Raw genomic sequence first — 15783 nt, forward strand, 5'->3', positions numbered from 1 at the left:
AGTGAGTTAATACTAACTTGCTTTTGCTTCTGCCACTGGAATTTCATTCTCTCGAATGGCGGTGGGTTTATCACTAAAGAGTCCCGTTGCGCCATTGGCATAATCTCGTGGTTGATGATCCATTACTTCATCTTCAATGGGCTCATTGTTTTCTACAGGTTCTAAGGTCGCAATTCGTTGTGCAAATGGGTTGTCTTGAGTCGGTAAATTAGGCATAAGCTCTGCTGAGGTCTTTGCCATATGTTCATAAAGTTTACTGTAATCTTTCGAGACGTTGTCCAGTAATTCAGCACTGCGAGCAAAGTGATCAACAAGTTCTTGTCGATACTGTTCTAGTTCATATTTTGATTTATCAAGATCTTTTTTAAGTGATGTTTGTTGTTTTTGATTCTTATTGGTTAAGCGACTGATGATGTAACCAACACAGATCCCTACAATAAAAATAGCCGTTGCAATAATCCAACTCATAGCCATGATAACTCCTTGTGATTTTAGTGTTAATACGTATTTTTTAGTCAAGATGCTGTTTATTAGTATGTAATAACATTATTACTATACCTTGAGCTGGTTGTGCATGATACTTATTCAATCATATATTGTGACAATTGATGCTCTGATTTTATGGTAATAAGATGAAAAGGAATAACATCAAATGAAGACGCTGACACCGCTAAATAAATATCATGAAGATTTGCAACATCTTGATTTTTTTGCAGACTCAGCGCAAGCCCAAGCCGTGGCTCATTTAGATAATTTATACCATAGGTTAATTATACCCGTTAAGCCATTACCGCTGACAGAATGGCAACGATGGTGCTCAGCAACCAAAATGTTATTACGAATGTCTGATGACAAAGCAGATATCGTGCCAGTAAAAGGATTGTATTTTTGGGGCGGTGTTGGGCGAGGGAAAACTTATTTGGTGGATACCTTTTATGATTGTTTACCAACCCAACGAAAAATGCGGATTCATTTTCATCGTTTTATGTATCGAATCCACCAACAGTTGCAACAACTTGAAGGGATTGAAAATCCGTTAGAACATGTAGCAGATAATTTTAAACAACAAACTGATATTATTTGTTTTGATGAATTTTATGTTAGTGACATTACTGATGCGATGATTCTGGCAACCTTGCTTGATGCACTGTTTAAACGGGGTATCACATTAGTTGCAACATCTAATATTGCCCCTGAAGAGTTGTATCGAAATGGTTTGCAACGTGCACGGTTCTTACCTGCCATCGCGCTTATTGAACAACATTGCCTAGTGGTTAATGTTGATGCGGGTATTGACTACCGGCTACGGTCGTTGGTACAAGCTGAAATTTACTATTCGCCATTAGGGCAACCAGCCAATGACTATTTAGCCTATTATTTTGAATTGTTGAGTGCGGAACCTCGTTATAGCATTAAAGATATTATTATTAATCAACGAGCAATTACGGCTCAACGTGAAGCGAATGGCATTGTACAATTTAGTTTTCAGCAATTATGCCAAACCGCACGTAGTCAAAATGATTATATAGAGATTGCACAGTTATATCATACGGTGTTGATCGCGGATGTGATGGTGATGGAAGAACAACATCAAGATGCTGCTCGGCGCTTTATTGCCATGGTTGATGAATTTTATGAGCGTAATGTTACCGTGATCATATCTGCTGAAGTGCCATTAACTGAACTTTATATCGAAGGTCGATTATTGTTTGAATTTGAGCGCTGTTGTTCACGCTTAATTGAAATGCAAAGTGAGCAATATTTAGCAAGATCACATTTAGTGGATTAATTGTGGCAGGCAAGCAAGCAAGGTTATTGATGTTATTCGTGTAAATAGCACACTTTAAAGTGTGATTTATTGGCCTAATTAGCAATTAATGGGTGCTAATATGAAAAAAAACCATTTTTTTTGGGAAATAAGGTGATTTTTTCCGCACCCTTCTCTATAATCTTGCGACCCACCGTACCTGTATGGCGAAAGCCAGGAGTACCACCCACTCGAAGGGGTGATGACTGGGCTCTTAACAGAGGAATCATCATTCGATGGTTCTAGTAAGTGAAACTATCTTAAATAATGGGTATTAATTAGCATGAAAACTTTCGTTGCTAAACCAGAAACTGTAAAACGTGACTGGTATGTTGTTGACGCTGAAGGTAAAACTCTAGGTCGTCTTTCAACTGAAATCGCTTCTCGTCTACGTGGCAAGCATAAGCCGGAGTATACTCCACACGTTGACACTGGTGACTACATTGTAGTTATCAATGCTGAGAAAGTAGCAGTAACTGGTAAGAAGCGTACAGATAAAATGTACCATCACCACACTGGCTTCATCGGCGGCCTTAAGTCAATCAGCTTTGATAAGCTAATTGCTAAGAAACCAGAAATGGTTATTGAAACTGCTGTTAAAGGCATGCTTCCAAAAGGTCCTCTAGGCCGTGCTATGTTCCGTAAGCTTAAAGTTTATGCGGGTACTGAGCACAACCATGCTGCACAACAGCCTAAAGTACTAGACATCTAATTGGGAATTATGACAATGGCAGAGAATCAATACTACGGCACTGGTCGCCGTAAAAGCTCAGCAGCTCGCGTTTTCATCAAACCGGGTACTGGTAACATCGTAATCAACAAGCGTAGCATCGAAGAGTACTTCAGCCGCCCAACAGCGCGCATGGTAGTTCTTCAGGCTCTTGAGCTTGTAGGTATGACTGAGAAATTTGACCTATACATCACTGTTAAAGGTGGTGGTATCACTGGTCAATCTGGCGCTATCCGTCACGGTATCACTCGTGCTCTTATGGAATACGATGAAACTCTACGTCCTGCTCTACGTGCAGCTGGCTACGTTACTCGCGACGCTCGTTGCGTTGAGCGTAAGAAAGTTGGTCTACGTAAAGCACGTAAGAAACCACAGTTCTCTAAGCGTTAATATTACGCTTCCAGATTTTTATATCTGGATACTGTGTACAGAAAGCTCAGCCCTCGGGTTGGGCTTTTTTTTTATTATTTTTTACAGAAGTATTGTTCATTACTGTCAATGATGTGTTTTCTCGCACCTCGCACCTCGCACCTCGCACCTCGCACCTCGTCATATTTTTCAATAAACACTGATGCATAATAACGAAAAATGCGCTATATCCAACATTTGTTGCTAAACAATGGCTTGAACTTGTGAATCTGTTGACCTTTACTTATTCTTTAAATGTTGGTGATAATTTAAAACTGTAACAAAATTGTTACTACATTCTTTTTTAGTTAGGCCTCAAGTTAAACGTTAGGGATATAAAAAAGAAAAAAGAAGAAATCCAAGCAGGAGCTATTGGAGAAAATGGATGAGCAATGTGCGAATAAATAATGGAAGACGTCGCTTTTTAACGGCAACAACGTCCGTCGTTGGCGGTATCGGTGCGATTGCGATTGCAATCCCGTTTATTAAATCATGGAATCCGAGTGAAAAAGCGAAAGCGGCAGGGGCGCCTGTTGAGGTTAATATTAGTAAATTAACGGATGGACAAATGATCCGCGTTGAATGGCGAGGCAAGCCAGTATGGATCGTTCGGCGTAGTAAAGCCGTATTACAGCAACTCGCCACTCACGATGATCAGCTTCGTGATCCTATCTCTAATGAACCCCAGCAACCTGCTTATGCGCAAAATCCCTATCGATCATTAAAACCTGAAATATTCTTAGCTGTGGGGATTTGTACTCATCTCGGTTGTTCACCCACTTATTTACCCAATAGCTTTAGTGAACAGGTTAGTGGCGTTGCTGCTGGTTTTTTTTGCCCATGCCATGGTTCAACCTTTGATATGGCTGGTCGAGTATTTGCAGGTGTTCCTGCTCCGCTTAATTTGGTGGTTCCACCGCATCAATTCTTAGACGATAACACCATTTTGATTGGACTTGATAAGGAGACAGCATAATGGCGGGCTTAGTTGATTGGATCGATAAGCGCTTACCGGTAACCAATGCGTACCGTAAACATTTGTCTCAATATCCGATGCCGAAGAATTTTAATTTTTGGTATGTGTTTGGTTCATTAGCGATGTTAGTGCTGGTGAATCAGATAATTACCGGTATTTGGTTAACCATGAATTATGTGCCGTCAGCTGATGGTGCATTTGCATCTATTGAATACATAATGCGTGACGTTGAGTATGGATGGCTATTGCGATATATGCATTCCACTGGTGCATCAGCCTTTTTTGTGGTGATTTATCTTCATATGTTCCGTGGGTTGATTTACGGCTCCTACCAAAAACCACGCGAGCTATTGTGGTTATTTGGAATGCTGATTTTTTTGGTGTTGATGGCTGAAGCCTTTATGGGATATTTGTTGCCGTGGGGACAAATGTCTTATTGGGGGGCGCAGGTTATTATTTCGCTGTTTGGGGCTATTCCGGTGATCGGCGATGATCTCACCTTATGGATCCGTGGTGATTATGTCATTTCTGGCGCAACCCTAAATCGTTTCTTTGCGTTACATGTCATTGCGTTGCCATTGGTTTTATTATTATTGGTGGTATTGCACGTGTTAGCGTTACATGAGGTAGGGTCAAATAATCCTGACGGTATTGATACTAAGTTGCCTAAAGGTAGCAAAGGTGATGATTATCAAACCCAGTTTGAATTTCATGACGATTATACTAAAAAATACGACATTATTGATTCGATCCCGTTTCATCCTTATGGCACCGTCAAAGATCTGATTGCGGTGGCGGTGTTTGCATTATTTTTCAGTTATGTGATCTTTTTTGCGCCTGAAATGGGCGGATATTTTTTAGAAGCGCCAAATTTTGAAGCGGCTAACTCGATGAAAACACCAGAACATATTGCCCCTGTTTGGTATTTCACTCCTTTTTACGCCATTTTGCGGGCGGTTCCTGATAAGTTACTTGGGGTTGCTGCAATGGGGGCTGCAATTATATTTCTGTTCTTATTACCATGGTTTGACCGTTGTAATGTGCGTTCATTTCGTTATCGGAGTAAGTGGCATGTTATTAACCTGGCTCAATTTACCGTGAGTTTTATCGCTCTGGGGATTTTAGGCTCGCTACCTGTAACGCCGTTGTTCACTGCGTTGGCTCAAATGTTTAGTTTTACCTATTTTATGTTTTTTATTGTGTTGTTTTTCTACAGTAAAAATGAAGCGACTCAACCGCTACCGAAGAGGGTGAACTTCAAATGAAACAATGGATTGTAATATTGTTGCTGTTGGTTCCTGCATTAGCCTTTGCGGCCGGAGGTAATGTTCGTCTGCAACCTGCGAACAATGATTTAACTGATCAAGCCTCTTTACAGCGTGGAGCGCAATTATTTACTAATTATTGTGCAGGTTGTCATTCAACTCAATACCAGCGCTATGAAAGAGTTGCTATCGATTTAGGGATCCCCGTTGAATTAATGCAACAGCATTTGATGTTTAATCCTAATGCTAAAATTGGCGATTTAATGACAAATGCAATGTCGAAACAATATGCCGCGGCTTCTTTTGGTGCACCAACACCGGATCTGACCATGGTAGCTAGAGTACGGGGGACCGATTGGTTATATACTTATTTACATTCATTCTATGCTGATCCTAGTCGTCCATTTGGGGTTAATAACACCTTGTTTCCTAGTGTAGGAATGCCCCATGTATTGGAAGAATTACAAGGGGTACCTCGTAAGATTTATGAAACACAGATAATCGACGGTAGCCCAATTCAAGTCTTAATCGGAATTGAAACTGACGGTAGTGGCGAGTTAAATTCGCAACAATATGATACTGCAGTACGTGATCTGGTGAATTTTTTAGATTATTCGGCCGAGCCGATGAAACTGGAACGACAGCGATTAGGGCTATGGGTTATGGGGTTTATTGCCATATTCTTAGTATTAACGGTGTTGTTGAAGAAAGAATATTGGCGTGATGTCCACTGATAAGGTAATCTAGTGGGTTAAGAATCTCGCAATGGGGGCTAAAGCCTCCGTTGTTTTTTGTGTATTAAATATACTGGAGGGGTTGATGGCTGTTGCTGCCAATAAACGCTCTGTGATGACTCTGTATTCTGATGTTTCAGACATCTACAGCCATCAGGTGCGTATCGTACTAGCTGAAAAAGGCGTTAGTGTTGAAATTGAGCTGGTTGATCCAATGAACCTGCCGGAAGATCTGTTAGAATTGAACCCATATAGTTCAGTTCCAACATTGGTTGATCGCGAATTAGCGTTATACCAAGCTAACATTATCATGGAGTACTTGGATGAGCGTTTCCCTCATCCACCTCTAATGCCTGTTTATCCTGTTGCCCGTGGTAATAGTCGTTTAATGATGTACCGTGTTGAACGTAACTGGTACTCACTAGCGAATAAGATTAACTCAGGTACTGCTGATGAAGCTGATAAAGCACGTAAGCAATTACGTGAAGAGTTATTAGCGCTAGCACCTGTATTTGCTGAATATCCATTCTTTATGAGTGATGAATTTAGCTTAGTTGATTGCTACCTTGCTCCACTATTATGGCGTTTACCTGAAATGGGTATTGAGCTAAGTGGTACTGGATCTAAAGAAGTGAAGGCTTATATGACGCGCGTATTTGAACGTGATTCATTCCTTGCTTCTTTAACTGAAATTGAACGTGAAATGCGTTTAACTGGCCAGTAATTATGGATATGGAAAATATGACGCCGCGTCGCCCTTATTTGCTGCGCGCGTTTTATGATTGGTTGGTTGATAACGACCTAACACCACATTTAGTCGTTGATGCGACTTTACCTGGCGTTAAGGTACCAATGGAGTTTGTGAGTGATGGTCAAATCATCCTTAACATTGCTCCAATGGCGGTGGGTAATTTAGAATTGAGTAATGAAGCGGTAAGCTTTAGTGCACGTTTTAGTGGTCGCCCACATTCTGTTATCGTACCAATGTATGCAGTTTTGGCTATATATGCTCGTGAAAACGGTGCAGGAACGATGTTCGAGCCAGAAGCTACATATGATACTGATTCCGCTATCTATGATGATGAGCAGGCGTTAGAAGGCGAGAGCACTGATGATGTTGTTGCTCCAACAGTTTCACCATTTGCAGTCGTTACTGAAGCGGCTGAAGGTGATGAGCCTGATGATGAGCCACCACGTCCACGTGGTCGTCCAAGCTTACGCGTTGTCAAATAATATTGGCAATCTGCTAAAATAAAAACGCAGCCATTGGCTGCGTTTTTTTTATTTAAAACACGATGGTATCGTTAGAAAGTGACTGGTTTTTCAAATAGGGTAATAACGTGTTCAACACCTGAAATATTCCGTGCAATATTAGTGGCTATTGTCGCCTGTTCTGGCGCGACATAACCTAATAAAAATACCCGTTTATTTTCAGTGATCACTTTGATAACGACATTGGTAAGTTGCTTACTAGCAATCAGTTGCGACTTCACTTTTGTGGTTAACCATACATCTTCGCTAATGCTTGTCATGGTGAGTAAAGGGCGTACTTGGATTTGGTCGTAAATACGATCCGCCCTTGTAAGATGACGCACTTGGTTAACAAATGCTTGTTTAATAGGTTGTGATGTTGCTTGGCCAACCAACAAAATTGTCCCATCGAGCGCTATGCTATCTATACTCAGTTGTTTGGTATATTCACGCGTATGAGCAATGCCCGCAATATCCATTTCTATTTTTTGATCTTGCCAATGCTGAGCATTATTGCGCGGATCATTAGTTGAAAAAACCGTACATCCTGATAACGATAAGCTTGATATAACAAGTAACGTCAATAACCACTTCATTGATTAGCCTTCGTTATGCGGAAATAAAACTTGATCAATCAAATCGCATAAACAATGTACTGTTAACAAATGACCTTCTTGAATACGGACCGTACGTTGTGATGGAATACGTATCTCAACATCTTGTACGCCTAATAGTCCTGCCATTTCACCACCATCTTTACCTGTTAAGGCAATGATATTCATATCTCGTGTTAATGCCGCTTCCATTGCTTTAATGATATTTTTGCTGTTACCACTGGTTGATAACACCACTAAAATATCGCCGGCTTGACCTAAAGCACGGACTTGTTTTGAAAACACTTCATCATGGTGATAATCGTTGGCAATTGCGGTTAAAACAGTGCTATTTGCTGTTAATGCAAGAGCCGGTAAACTTGGTCGCTCAATTTCAAAACGATTAATTAAGCATGACGCAAGTTGTTGAGCATTGGCGGCTGAACCACCATTGCCACAGCTCAAAATTTTATTACCATTTAATAAGCTTTGCACCATCATTTGAGTCGCTTTTGAAATCGCGTCAGGTAGCGCTTCCGCAGCAGCAATTTGGGTTTGGATACTTTCGGTAAAACTTTCTCGAATGCTATCTAGCATGACTAACCTTCAACTAATATGTTAGTAAACCACTCAATGTAGTGGTGATGACCTTGGATTGCAACGACATCAAAGCGAAATTGGCTGTGCTCAATTGAGATGCCATTTTTGTGCATCCAAAAAAAAGCGGCTCGTTTGAGTTTTTGTTGTTTGCGCCAATTAACGGCTTCAACTGCCGAGCCATAATGGGATTGCGTTCGGTATTTTACTTCAATAAATACCAAACATTTACCTTGTCGCATGATTAAATCAATCTCACCACTACGACAGCTAAAATTACGAGCAATAGGCGTCAAATGATGGCGGCACAAATATTGTTCCGCCATCTGTTCATAGGCTTGGCCAATCTGACGTTTATTGGGCAGGCGTACCACCACTGATCAGATCAATGCTGTCTGGCGTATCAGAGATAGTGGTTGCAGGCATTTGAGTTGTTGATAGCGGTGTTATGCCATCATTACTGAACTTACCCCAATCTATTTGTCGTTGAACAACACATTGGTTATTCATTGCCAGTTGTCCCGTTTCACCTTGAATAGTGTGATGGTGATTAGCGCGCATCTCAGGCAATTGCTTGGCGATCGCGTAAGCATCCATACCAAAGGCATGTAAACGGATACTAGTGTTACCTTGGTTTGGCCATAATTGATTAAAGCGCTCCATATAAGCTGATTGTGGATTGATCAGTAATGGGATGTCGCTCACCTCAATACCACGTAATTCACGATTAGTGTTATGGCTATCGGGATTACTGCGAGAGCTGGTATAGATTTGTGCTGGATTGCCTGTTGGTGGCATTGCTGCTTCAATAAAAGGTTTTAGCATCATCACTTCATTGCGACTTGCTACCATATAAATCGCATCAACATGACGGCCTGCACCACGGCCAAAAGCCGCTCTTATTTGTTGTGGTATTTGAGCTTGATTACCAAAGTTAACGGTTAATACTGATTGGCCATCAAGTTGCGACCATTGCTGATTAAATGCTGTTGCAACACGTTGACCAAAACTATTTGCAGGCACTAATACAGCAGGGTTACGGTGACCTTGAGCATAAATACGTTCTGCAGCTTGTTGAGCTTCTTGTTCTGGTGACAATGAAAAATAGCAAGCATTGGGTTTATTATTACTGATTTGCGGTGGCATATTTAATGCCAGCATATTGATATGGCTGGTGTTATCTTGCTGAAATTCAGTAATAATATTTTTACGTAATGGTCCTACAACAAACTGAGTCCCGTTTTGTTGTAGTTGTGCCATGATCGTTGGCATTGATTGAGCTTCAGTATCATAAATATTGAGCTCATTATCGGCATCACGGCCTTTATCGTCCATCATTGCATTGATGAAGCCATCCCGAACTGCTTTACCTTGTGCGGAAAAACGACCTGAGAGTGGCAACAATAACGCAATATTACCCAGTTTAATCGCTTTCATCTCGATTAACGCTTTTAAATTAGCGGGTAAATATTGATTTGCTGGATGTTGAGGATGACGAGATAACCACTGTTCAAGTGCTTGTTTAAGTTGCATCGGTGGTAACGTCGCACTATTTTTCAACATTGCGAGTTCAACCCAGCCTTTTAAAACACTCTCGTTATCAGTTAGTTTAACACTGCCTAATTGAGCGTTAGTATAACCCGATAGATCATGCCAAACTTGCTGCCAGTTAGTCGTTTTTTGGCTATGATCTAAATAGAAATCAAGCTTAGTACGTTCACGTGCAGCTTGGAACTGATGGTTTAATTGTTCCAATAAGTTAGCGCGTAGCGTGTAATAGCGTTGATATTGGCTTTTAGTTAACTGCCATGAAGGTTGAAAATTTAAACTGTTCAGTGCAGCTTGTGGTTGACCTTGATGCTCACGTACCATGGCACGCGCGAGTTGCCATTCCGCAATTTGAGTTGGACTCATAGATTGTTGGGATAATTTAGCAATCCATTGATCGGCTTGTTGCCATTTATTTTCGAGGATCATTGCTTTAACAGCCATGATCTCCCAGTTAATGCGTTCTGCGCCATTACTGGTATTAGCTTTACTTAAATAGGCGGCTGAGCTTTGAGCGGCTACCGCAGTGATATCCGTTAATGGCACCTGATTATTATACAGATTTGGCGTGCTACACCCTGCTAAAGCAACAGCAAGGGCTACAGGCGCCATCAGTCGTGATACACTTTTACGCTTATGGGTAAAATTGGGCATTGAATTTATTCAACTGTGACAAATTACTTTTGATATTAATTGCAGATGAGATCTTAGACAAATGAGTGAGAGCAATTCAGGCATGGTAGATGTCGCAACGTTGTACATCGTACCAACACCTATCGGTAATCTTGCTGATATAACGCAGCGCGCATTAGATGTATTAGCAAACGTAGATTTAATTGCTGCTGAAGATACACGTCATACATCGCGATTGTTGTCCCATTTCTCTATCTCGACCCGCACCTTTGCGTTTCACGATCATAATGAACAGCAAAAAGCTGACTTTTTGATTGAGAAACTTCAAGCCGGTACCAGTATTGCGCTTGTGTCAGATGCTGGTACGCCGCTGATCAGTGATCCAGGGTATCATCTTGTTAATCGCTGTCGTCATGCGGGTGTTAAAGTTGTGCCATTACCTGGCCCATGTGCTGTAATTACAGCCTTGAGCGGTTCTGGTTTACCGTCTGACCGTTTTAGCTTTGAAGGTTTTCTTCCTCCAAAAAGTAAAGGTCGCCGCGATTGTTTTCAAGCATTAGCCGACGATGCGCGAACATTGATTTTTTATGAATCGCCACATCGTATTAATGAATCCCTAAGTGATATGTTAGCTGTGCTTGGCCCTGATCGCCAAGTAGTATTAGCGCGTGAGTTAACAAAAACTTATGAAACTATCCATAGTGCACCACTTGGCGAGTTGATTGATTGGATTGCAGAAGACAGTAATCGTGTTCGTGGCGAGATGGTAATCTTAGTTGCAGGGCATCGTGCGCAGAAAGATGAACTATCGGTTGAGGTTCTACGCACATTAGCATTACTTGTAAAAGAGCTTCCCCTTAAAAAAGCGGCAGCATTAACAGCTGAGATTCATGGTGTAAAGAAAAATGCATTGTATAAGTGGGGCCTTGAAAATCTAGAATAAGCATTATAGGTGATTGTTTATATTTGCTCGCAGTGCCAAAGAGCGTGGATTTAATCAACAAATTAAAATTGAGCCGTTGGTTTTTTGTTCAAGCTGCAATTTTGGTGATTTTTTCACTGGTAACTGTGAGCGTTGTCTTATACAATTCACCGCGGAGTTGGTTAGGTAATCGCCGCTTCGTTGATAACTTTCGGGAAATCAATGGAGGGGAGGAAAGTCCGGGCTCCATAGGGCAGGGTGCCAGATAACGTCTGGGGGGCGCGAGCCCACGACAAGTGCAGCAGAGAGCAAACCGCCGATGGCCCATTGCTTGCAATGGTGCACAGGTAAGGGTGAAAGGGTGCGGTAAGAGCGCACCGCACGGCTAGCAATAGTTTGTGGCAGGGTAAACTCCACCCGGAGCAAGACCAAATAGGTCCCTAATGGCGCGGCCCGCGTTGGGGACGGGTAGGTTGCTTGAGTCTGTGAGCGATTGCAGACCTAGACGAATGATTGCCGCCGCGAAAGCGGAACAAAACCCGGCTTATCGACCGACTCCCTACATTTAGAGAAGGTGGTGTTTGATTACAAGCACCACCTTTTTTTCGTTTTATTTTCCGCCAAAATTACATTTCGCAATTATGTTTATTCGGCCATTGTTAGAAATGTGTCTGAATTACTGCCAATTGCTTGACATCGTTTTTGTCTCATACGTACACTTTGTGGTGGGAATTTGTGGGGAAAAGTGGTGTCGTCTCATTATCTTTGTTGTTATGCTGCTAAAATGAGTGATTAACGTACTCTTTTATCGTGTAATTTAACCGAGATCCCCCAAATGTTAAGAGGTGCCACTAACGTTGTTATTGATGACAAAGGTCGCTGGGCAATGCCTAAGCGTTACCGTACTGCATTAATTGAACAATGTCAGGGACACTTTGTTTGTACTATCGATCACCAGTTTTGTTGCTTGTTGCTATATCCCATCGATGAATGGGAACGAATTGAAGCTAAATTAGTACGTCTATCTAGCCTTCACCTCGCAGAGCGCCGCTTACAACGATTGTTGCTTGGCCACGCTAGCGAATGTGAACTGGATGCGCAGGGACGGATATTAATTCCACCGACGTTAAGACAATATGCTCAGTTAGCGAATAAAATAATGGTCGTTGGCCAGCTAAATAAATTTGAAATTTGGTCCACGCCTTTATGGCAACAGCAAATTGAACATGATATCGACCTTCAGGCTGAGGATGCGCCGGAATGTTCCCCGCGCCTTAGTGAGCTTTCACTTTAGCTGAAATTATATTTATGTCTGAGCAATTTGAGCACGTTTCCGTTTTACTTAATGAATCAGTAGACGGATTAGCAATTAAACCCGACGGTATCTATATCGATGGTACTTTCGGTCGCGGCGGTCATAGCCGTCTAATTCTTTCAAAATTAGGTGACAATGGTCGCCTTTACGGTATCGATCGTGATCCTCAAGCGATTGCTGAAGCGCAAAAAATTGATGATCCACGTTTTGAAATTATCCATGGGCCTTTTTCTGGCATGGAAAAATACATGCAAGAACGCGATCTGATTGGTCGTGTTGATGGTGTATTACTTGATCTTGGTGTTTCGTCGCCACAACTTGATGATGCTGAACGTGGCTTTAGCTTCATGCGTGACGGCCCACTTGATATGCGAATGGATCCAACATCAGGAATGTCTGCTGCTGAATGGTTAGCAGAAGCAGAAGTTGATGATATTGCATGGGTACTAAAAGAGTTTGGTGAAGAACGTTTCGCTAAGCGCATTGCTCGCGGTATTGTTGATCATCGTGAAAATCCTGATAAAGAACCGTTAACGCGTACTCGTGAATTAGCCAGCCTTATCGCTGAAGTGTCACCGTTTAGAGATAAGCATAAGCATCCCGCGACCCGTAGTTTCCAAGCGATTCGTATTTACATTAACAGTGAATTAGAAGAGATTGATACAGCTCTGCATGGCGCAATGAATACCCTTGCTGCTGGTGGTCGATTATCTGTGATCAGTTTCCATTCATTGGAAGATCGCATGGTAAAACGCTTTATTCGTAAGCAGAGTAAAGGGCCTGAAGTTCCAGCGGGTTTTCCATTGACCGAAGATCAAATTAAAGCGCTGGGTAGTGCTGAGATGAAACCTATCGGTAAAGCGATTAAACCGTCACAAAATGAATTAGGTTATAACACTCGCGCTCGTAGTTCAGTGCTACGTTTGGCCGAGCATCTATGAAACCAACAGAATCTTCAATGAATCTGGCTAGCCTGATCGGACGAGACCTCGTCACGGTCGGGTTGGTGCCGCTGATTTTAGCTTTCGCTATCCTTCTTTCTGCCTTATCTGTTGTTTATGTTACTCATGAGTCTCGTCAATTAATTGCTCAGCAAGAAAAATTACTGATGCAACGTGAGAATTATGATGTTGAGTGGCGAAATCAAATTCTTGAAGAAAATTCACTTGCAGAACACAGTCGCATTGAACGATTAGCTGAAACTGAACTCAAAATGCAACGTCCATCTGTCGATAATGAAATTGTTATACATTAAAAGATGAAATTATTTAATCGTTCAAATAAAAAGACTCAGGTTAGTCCTAAGAGCACACCATTTTTAAAATGGCGTTTTATCATCGTCTGTGGTTTTATTCTGTTAGGTTTCTTTGGCTTAATTGCTCGTGCAGCCTATATTCAGGTACTTGAACCGGGGCGTCTTATTCAAGAGGGAGATGCTCGTTCGCTACGCGTACAGTTAATGCCTTCTGCTCGCGGTATTATTTCCGATCGTAACGGTGAGCAACTTGCAGTTAGTGTGCCCGTACAAGCTGTATTTGCCAATCCGGTCGAAATTTTCAAACACGGTGGTTTAAGTGAAACCAACCGTTGGAATGCGCTTGCCGATGTACTCGACCTTGACCGCGCAAAATTATTACACCGCCTAGAAAAAAATAAGACTCGTCGTTTTATTTACCTCGCCCGCCAAGTTAGTCCTCCAATGGCAAATTACGTTAAAAAACTTAAATTACCCGGTATTGGCCTAAAAGCGGAATCACGTCGTTTTTATCCTTCTGGTGAAGTGAGTGCACAATTAATTGGCTTTACAGGTATTGATGGTCACGGACTTGATGGTATCGAAAAAACCTATGATGGTTGGTTAACGGGTGAACCAGGTCGTCGTACTGTACGTAAAGATCGCTATGGTCGTGTTGTCGAAAATATCTCCCAGAAAAGTCGGCAACCAGGAAAGCCATTAGAGCTTAGTATTGATCAGCGCATTCAAGCGATTGCTTATCGTGCAGCTAAAGAAGGGGTAATGGATATTCCTGCAACCTCGGTCAGTATTGCTGTTTCAGATGTGCGTACTGGTGAAATTTTAGCGATGGTTAATGCTCCGTCATTTAATCCCAATGATCGTAATGATCGTCAGCCATATAAAATGCGTAACCGAGTCATTACCGATACCTTTGAACCCGGCTCAACGGTGAAACCTTTTGTCGTTTATACCGCGCTTAAGACAGGGGTTGTTAACGAACATACGCTGATTAATATTCCACAGAGTAAGCATTTCCGCGTTGGTAGTAAGGTTATCACTGACGTATCACGGATTGAGCCTCTAGCAACCGTACAACGAATTTTACAGAAATCGAGTAACATCGGTGTGAGTAAATTATCGTTGGCGATGCCAGTGGAAGATATTTTAGATACTTACCGTAAAGTCGGTTTTGATGAACCATCAGGGATCAACCTGATTGGTGAAACAACGGGTCACTTCCCTAATCGTTATCGTTGGTCAGACATTGGTCGCGCTACTTTAGCCTATGGTTATGGTATTTCATTAACGCCAATTCAATTGCTACATGCCTATACCACCTTAGGTGCTTATGGTATTAAACGTCCATTATCAATTTTAAAAACAGAAAAAGTGGTGCCGGGAGAGCAAGTGCTTGATCCTAAAATTGCTAAGAAGATTTTATTGATGATTGAATCAGTGACCGATAAAGCGGGTGGTGGTGGTGGTTGGCGTGGTGCTATTCCAGGTTACCGTGTTGGTGTTAAAACGGGTACTGCGAAAAAAGCGATTGCAGGTGGCTATGGTAATGATTACTTCTCTTATACCGTTGGTGTGGCACCAATTAGTCATCCACGATTAGCGATTGTGGTAATGGTCAATGAACCTAAAGGCGATAAATTCTATGGTGGTGCCGTTGCAGCACCAATTTTATCAAAAGTACTTGGTGGTGCATTACAGATCCTGAACGTACCGCCAGATGCTGATACGCTAAAAATAGATAAATGAGTG

General features: G+C 41.8%; 18 protein-coding genes and 1 other RNA gene. 14 read left to right on the forward strand and 5 right to left on the reverse strand.

The features are described from left to right. Positions 1–12: 12 nt before the first annotated feature. The gene (gene zapG, locus GLP24_RS11850) at positions 13–468 is read right to left on the reverse strand and encodes a Z-ring associated protein ZapG (RefSeq protein WP_101768579.1); all 456 of its coding nucleotides are present in this window, start codon (positions 466–468) and stop codon (positions 13–15) included. 193 nt (positions 469–661) lie between these two features. Between zapG and zapE the strand changes: the two genes are divergently transcribed. The 8 genes from zapE to sspB all read left to right on the forward strand — a co-directional run bounded on the left by zapE (position 662) and on the right by sspB (position 7153). Further along, positions 662–1789, forward strand: a complete 1128-nt coding sequence (gene zapE / locus GLP24_RS11855; RefSeq protein ID WP_269154999.1) for a cell division protein ZapE — start codon at positions 662–664, stop codon at positions 1787–1789. A 301-nt stretch (positions 1790–2090) separates the two neighbouring features. Next, complete coding sequence (rplM, locus tag GLP24_RS11860; RefSeq protein ID WP_045030122.1) at positions 2091–2519, forward strand: 50S ribosomal protein L13; 429 nt, start codon at positions 2091–2093, stop codon at positions 2517–2519. A gap of 15 nt (positions 2520–2534) precedes the next feature. Beyond that, entirely contained in the window at positions 2535–2927 is a 393-nt protein-coding gene (gene rpsI, locus GLP24_RS11865; protein ID WP_101768520.1) for a 30S ribosomal protein S9, read from the forward strand. Between the two features lie 403 nt (positions 2928–3330). Then, positions 3331–3921, forward strand: a complete 591-nt coding sequence (gene petA / locus GLP24_RS11870; RefSeq protein ID WP_101768521.1) for a ubiquinol-cytochrome c reductase iron-sulfur subunit — start codon at positions 3331–3333, stop codon at positions 3919–3921. Continuing rightward, positions 3921–5186: a cytochrome b gene (locus tag GLP24_RS11875; protein WP_232616063.1), complete on the forward strand. Its 1266-nt coding sequence runs from the start codon at positions 3921–3923 to the stop codon at positions 5184–5186. The genes petA and GLP24_RS11875 overlap by 1 nt, the downstream gene beginning before the upstream one ends. Beyond that, positions 5183–5920, forward strand: a complete 738-nt coding sequence (locus GLP24_RS11880) for a cytochrome c1 (RefSeq protein WP_232583894.1) — start codon at positions 5183–5185, stop codon at positions 5918–5920. Before GLP24_RS11875 ends, GLP24_RS11880 begins: the two co-directional genes overlap by 4 nt. An 85-nt stretch (positions 5921–6005) precedes the next feature. Then, positions 6006–6644, forward strand: coding sequence for a stringent starvation protein SspA (gene sspA / locus GLP24_RS11885; protein ID WP_101768524.1), 639 nt, complete (start codon positions 6006–6008; stop codon positions 6642–6644). A 2-nt stretch (positions 6645–6646) separates the two neighbouring features. Next, complete coding sequence (gene sspB / locus GLP24_RS11890; protein ID WP_101768525.1) at positions 6647–7153, forward strand: ClpXP protease specificity-enhancing factor; 507 nt, start codon at positions 6647–6649, stop codon at positions 7151–7153. Between the two features lie 71 nt (positions 7154–7224). On the opposite strand, the gene GLP24_RS11895 is transcribed toward sspB, so the two are convergent. The 4 genes from GLP24_RS11895 to GLP24_RS11910 are packed head-to-tail and all read right to left on the reverse strand — an operon-like array spanning position 7225 to position 10521. Beyond that, a complete protein-coding gene (locus tag GLP24_RS11895; RefSeq protein ID WP_232576110.1) occupies positions 7225–7767 on the reverse strand; it encodes a BON domain-containing protein in 543 nt (180 codons plus the stop codon). A gap of 3 nt (positions 7768–7770) precedes the next feature. Further along, complete coding sequence (locus tag GLP24_RS11900) at positions 7771–8361, reverse strand: phosphoheptose isomerase (protein ID WP_101768527.1); 591 nt, start codon at positions 8359–8361, stop codon at positions 7771–7773. 2 nt (positions 8362–8363) lie between these two features. Then, a complete protein-coding gene (locus GLP24_RS11905; protein ID WP_167388541.1) occupies positions 8364–8735 on the reverse strand; it encodes a YraN family protein in 372 nt (123 codons plus the stop codon). Further along, positions 8716–10521 (reverse strand): penicillin-binding protein activator, encoded by a 1806-nt coding sequence (locus GLP24_RS11910; protein WP_232616064.1) that lies wholly within the window; start codon positions 10519–10521, stop codon positions 8716–8718. The genes GLP24_RS11905 and GLP24_RS11910 overlap by 20 nt, the downstream gene beginning before the upstream one ends. A 103-nt stretch (positions 10522–10624) precedes the next feature. On the opposite strand from GLP24_RS11910, the gene rsmI reads away from it, so the two are divergent. The 6 genes from rsmI to GLP24_RS11940 all read left to right on the forward strand — a co-directional run bounded on the left by rsmI (position 10625) and on the right by GLP24_RS11940 (position 15780). Next, complete coding sequence (gene rsmI / locus GLP24_RS11915) at positions 10625–11485, forward strand: 16S rRNA (cytidine(1402)-2'-O)-methyltransferase (protein WP_101768530.1); 861 nt, start codon at positions 10625–10627, stop codon at positions 11483–11485. 153 nt (positions 11486–11638) lie between these two features. Beyond that, positions 11639–12027: RNase P RNA component class A (gene rnpB / locus GLP24_RS11920), an RNA gene on the forward strand. A 272-nt stretch (positions 12028–12299) separates the two neighbouring features. Next, entirely contained in the window at positions 12300–12758 is a 459-nt protein-coding gene (gene mraZ / locus GLP24_RS11925; protein ID WP_101768531.1) for a division/cell wall cluster transcriptional repressor MraZ, read from the forward strand. 14 nt (positions 12759–12772) lie between these two features. After that, the gene (gene rsmH, locus GLP24_RS11930; RefSeq protein WP_101768532.1) at positions 12773–13720 is read left to right on the forward strand and encodes a 16S rRNA (cytosine(1402)-N(4))-methyltransferase RsmH; all 948 of its coding nucleotides are present in this window, start codon (positions 12773–12775) and stop codon (positions 13718–13720) included. Continuing rightward, positions 13717–14034: a cell division protein FtsL gene (gene ftsL / locus GLP24_RS11935; RefSeq protein ID WP_045028111.1), complete on the forward strand. Its 318-nt coding sequence runs from the start codon at positions 13717–13719 to the stop codon at positions 14032–14034. Before rsmH ends, ftsL begins: the two co-directional genes overlap by 4 nt. A 3-nt stretch (positions 14035–14037) precedes the next feature. Further along, positions 14038–15780: a penicillin-binding transpeptidase domain-containing protein gene (locus tag GLP24_RS11940; RefSeq protein ID WP_152653878.1), complete on the forward strand. Its 1743-nt coding sequence runs from the start codon at positions 14038–14040 to the stop codon at positions 15778–15780. The last annotated feature ends 3 nt before the right edge of the window (positions 15781–15783 follow it).

It is taken from the genome of Photobacterium carnosum (genome assembly GCF_021236965.1).
Lineage (GTDB): Bacteria > Pseudomonadota > Gammaproteobacteria > Enterobacterales > Vibrionaceae > Photobacterium > Photobacterium carnosum.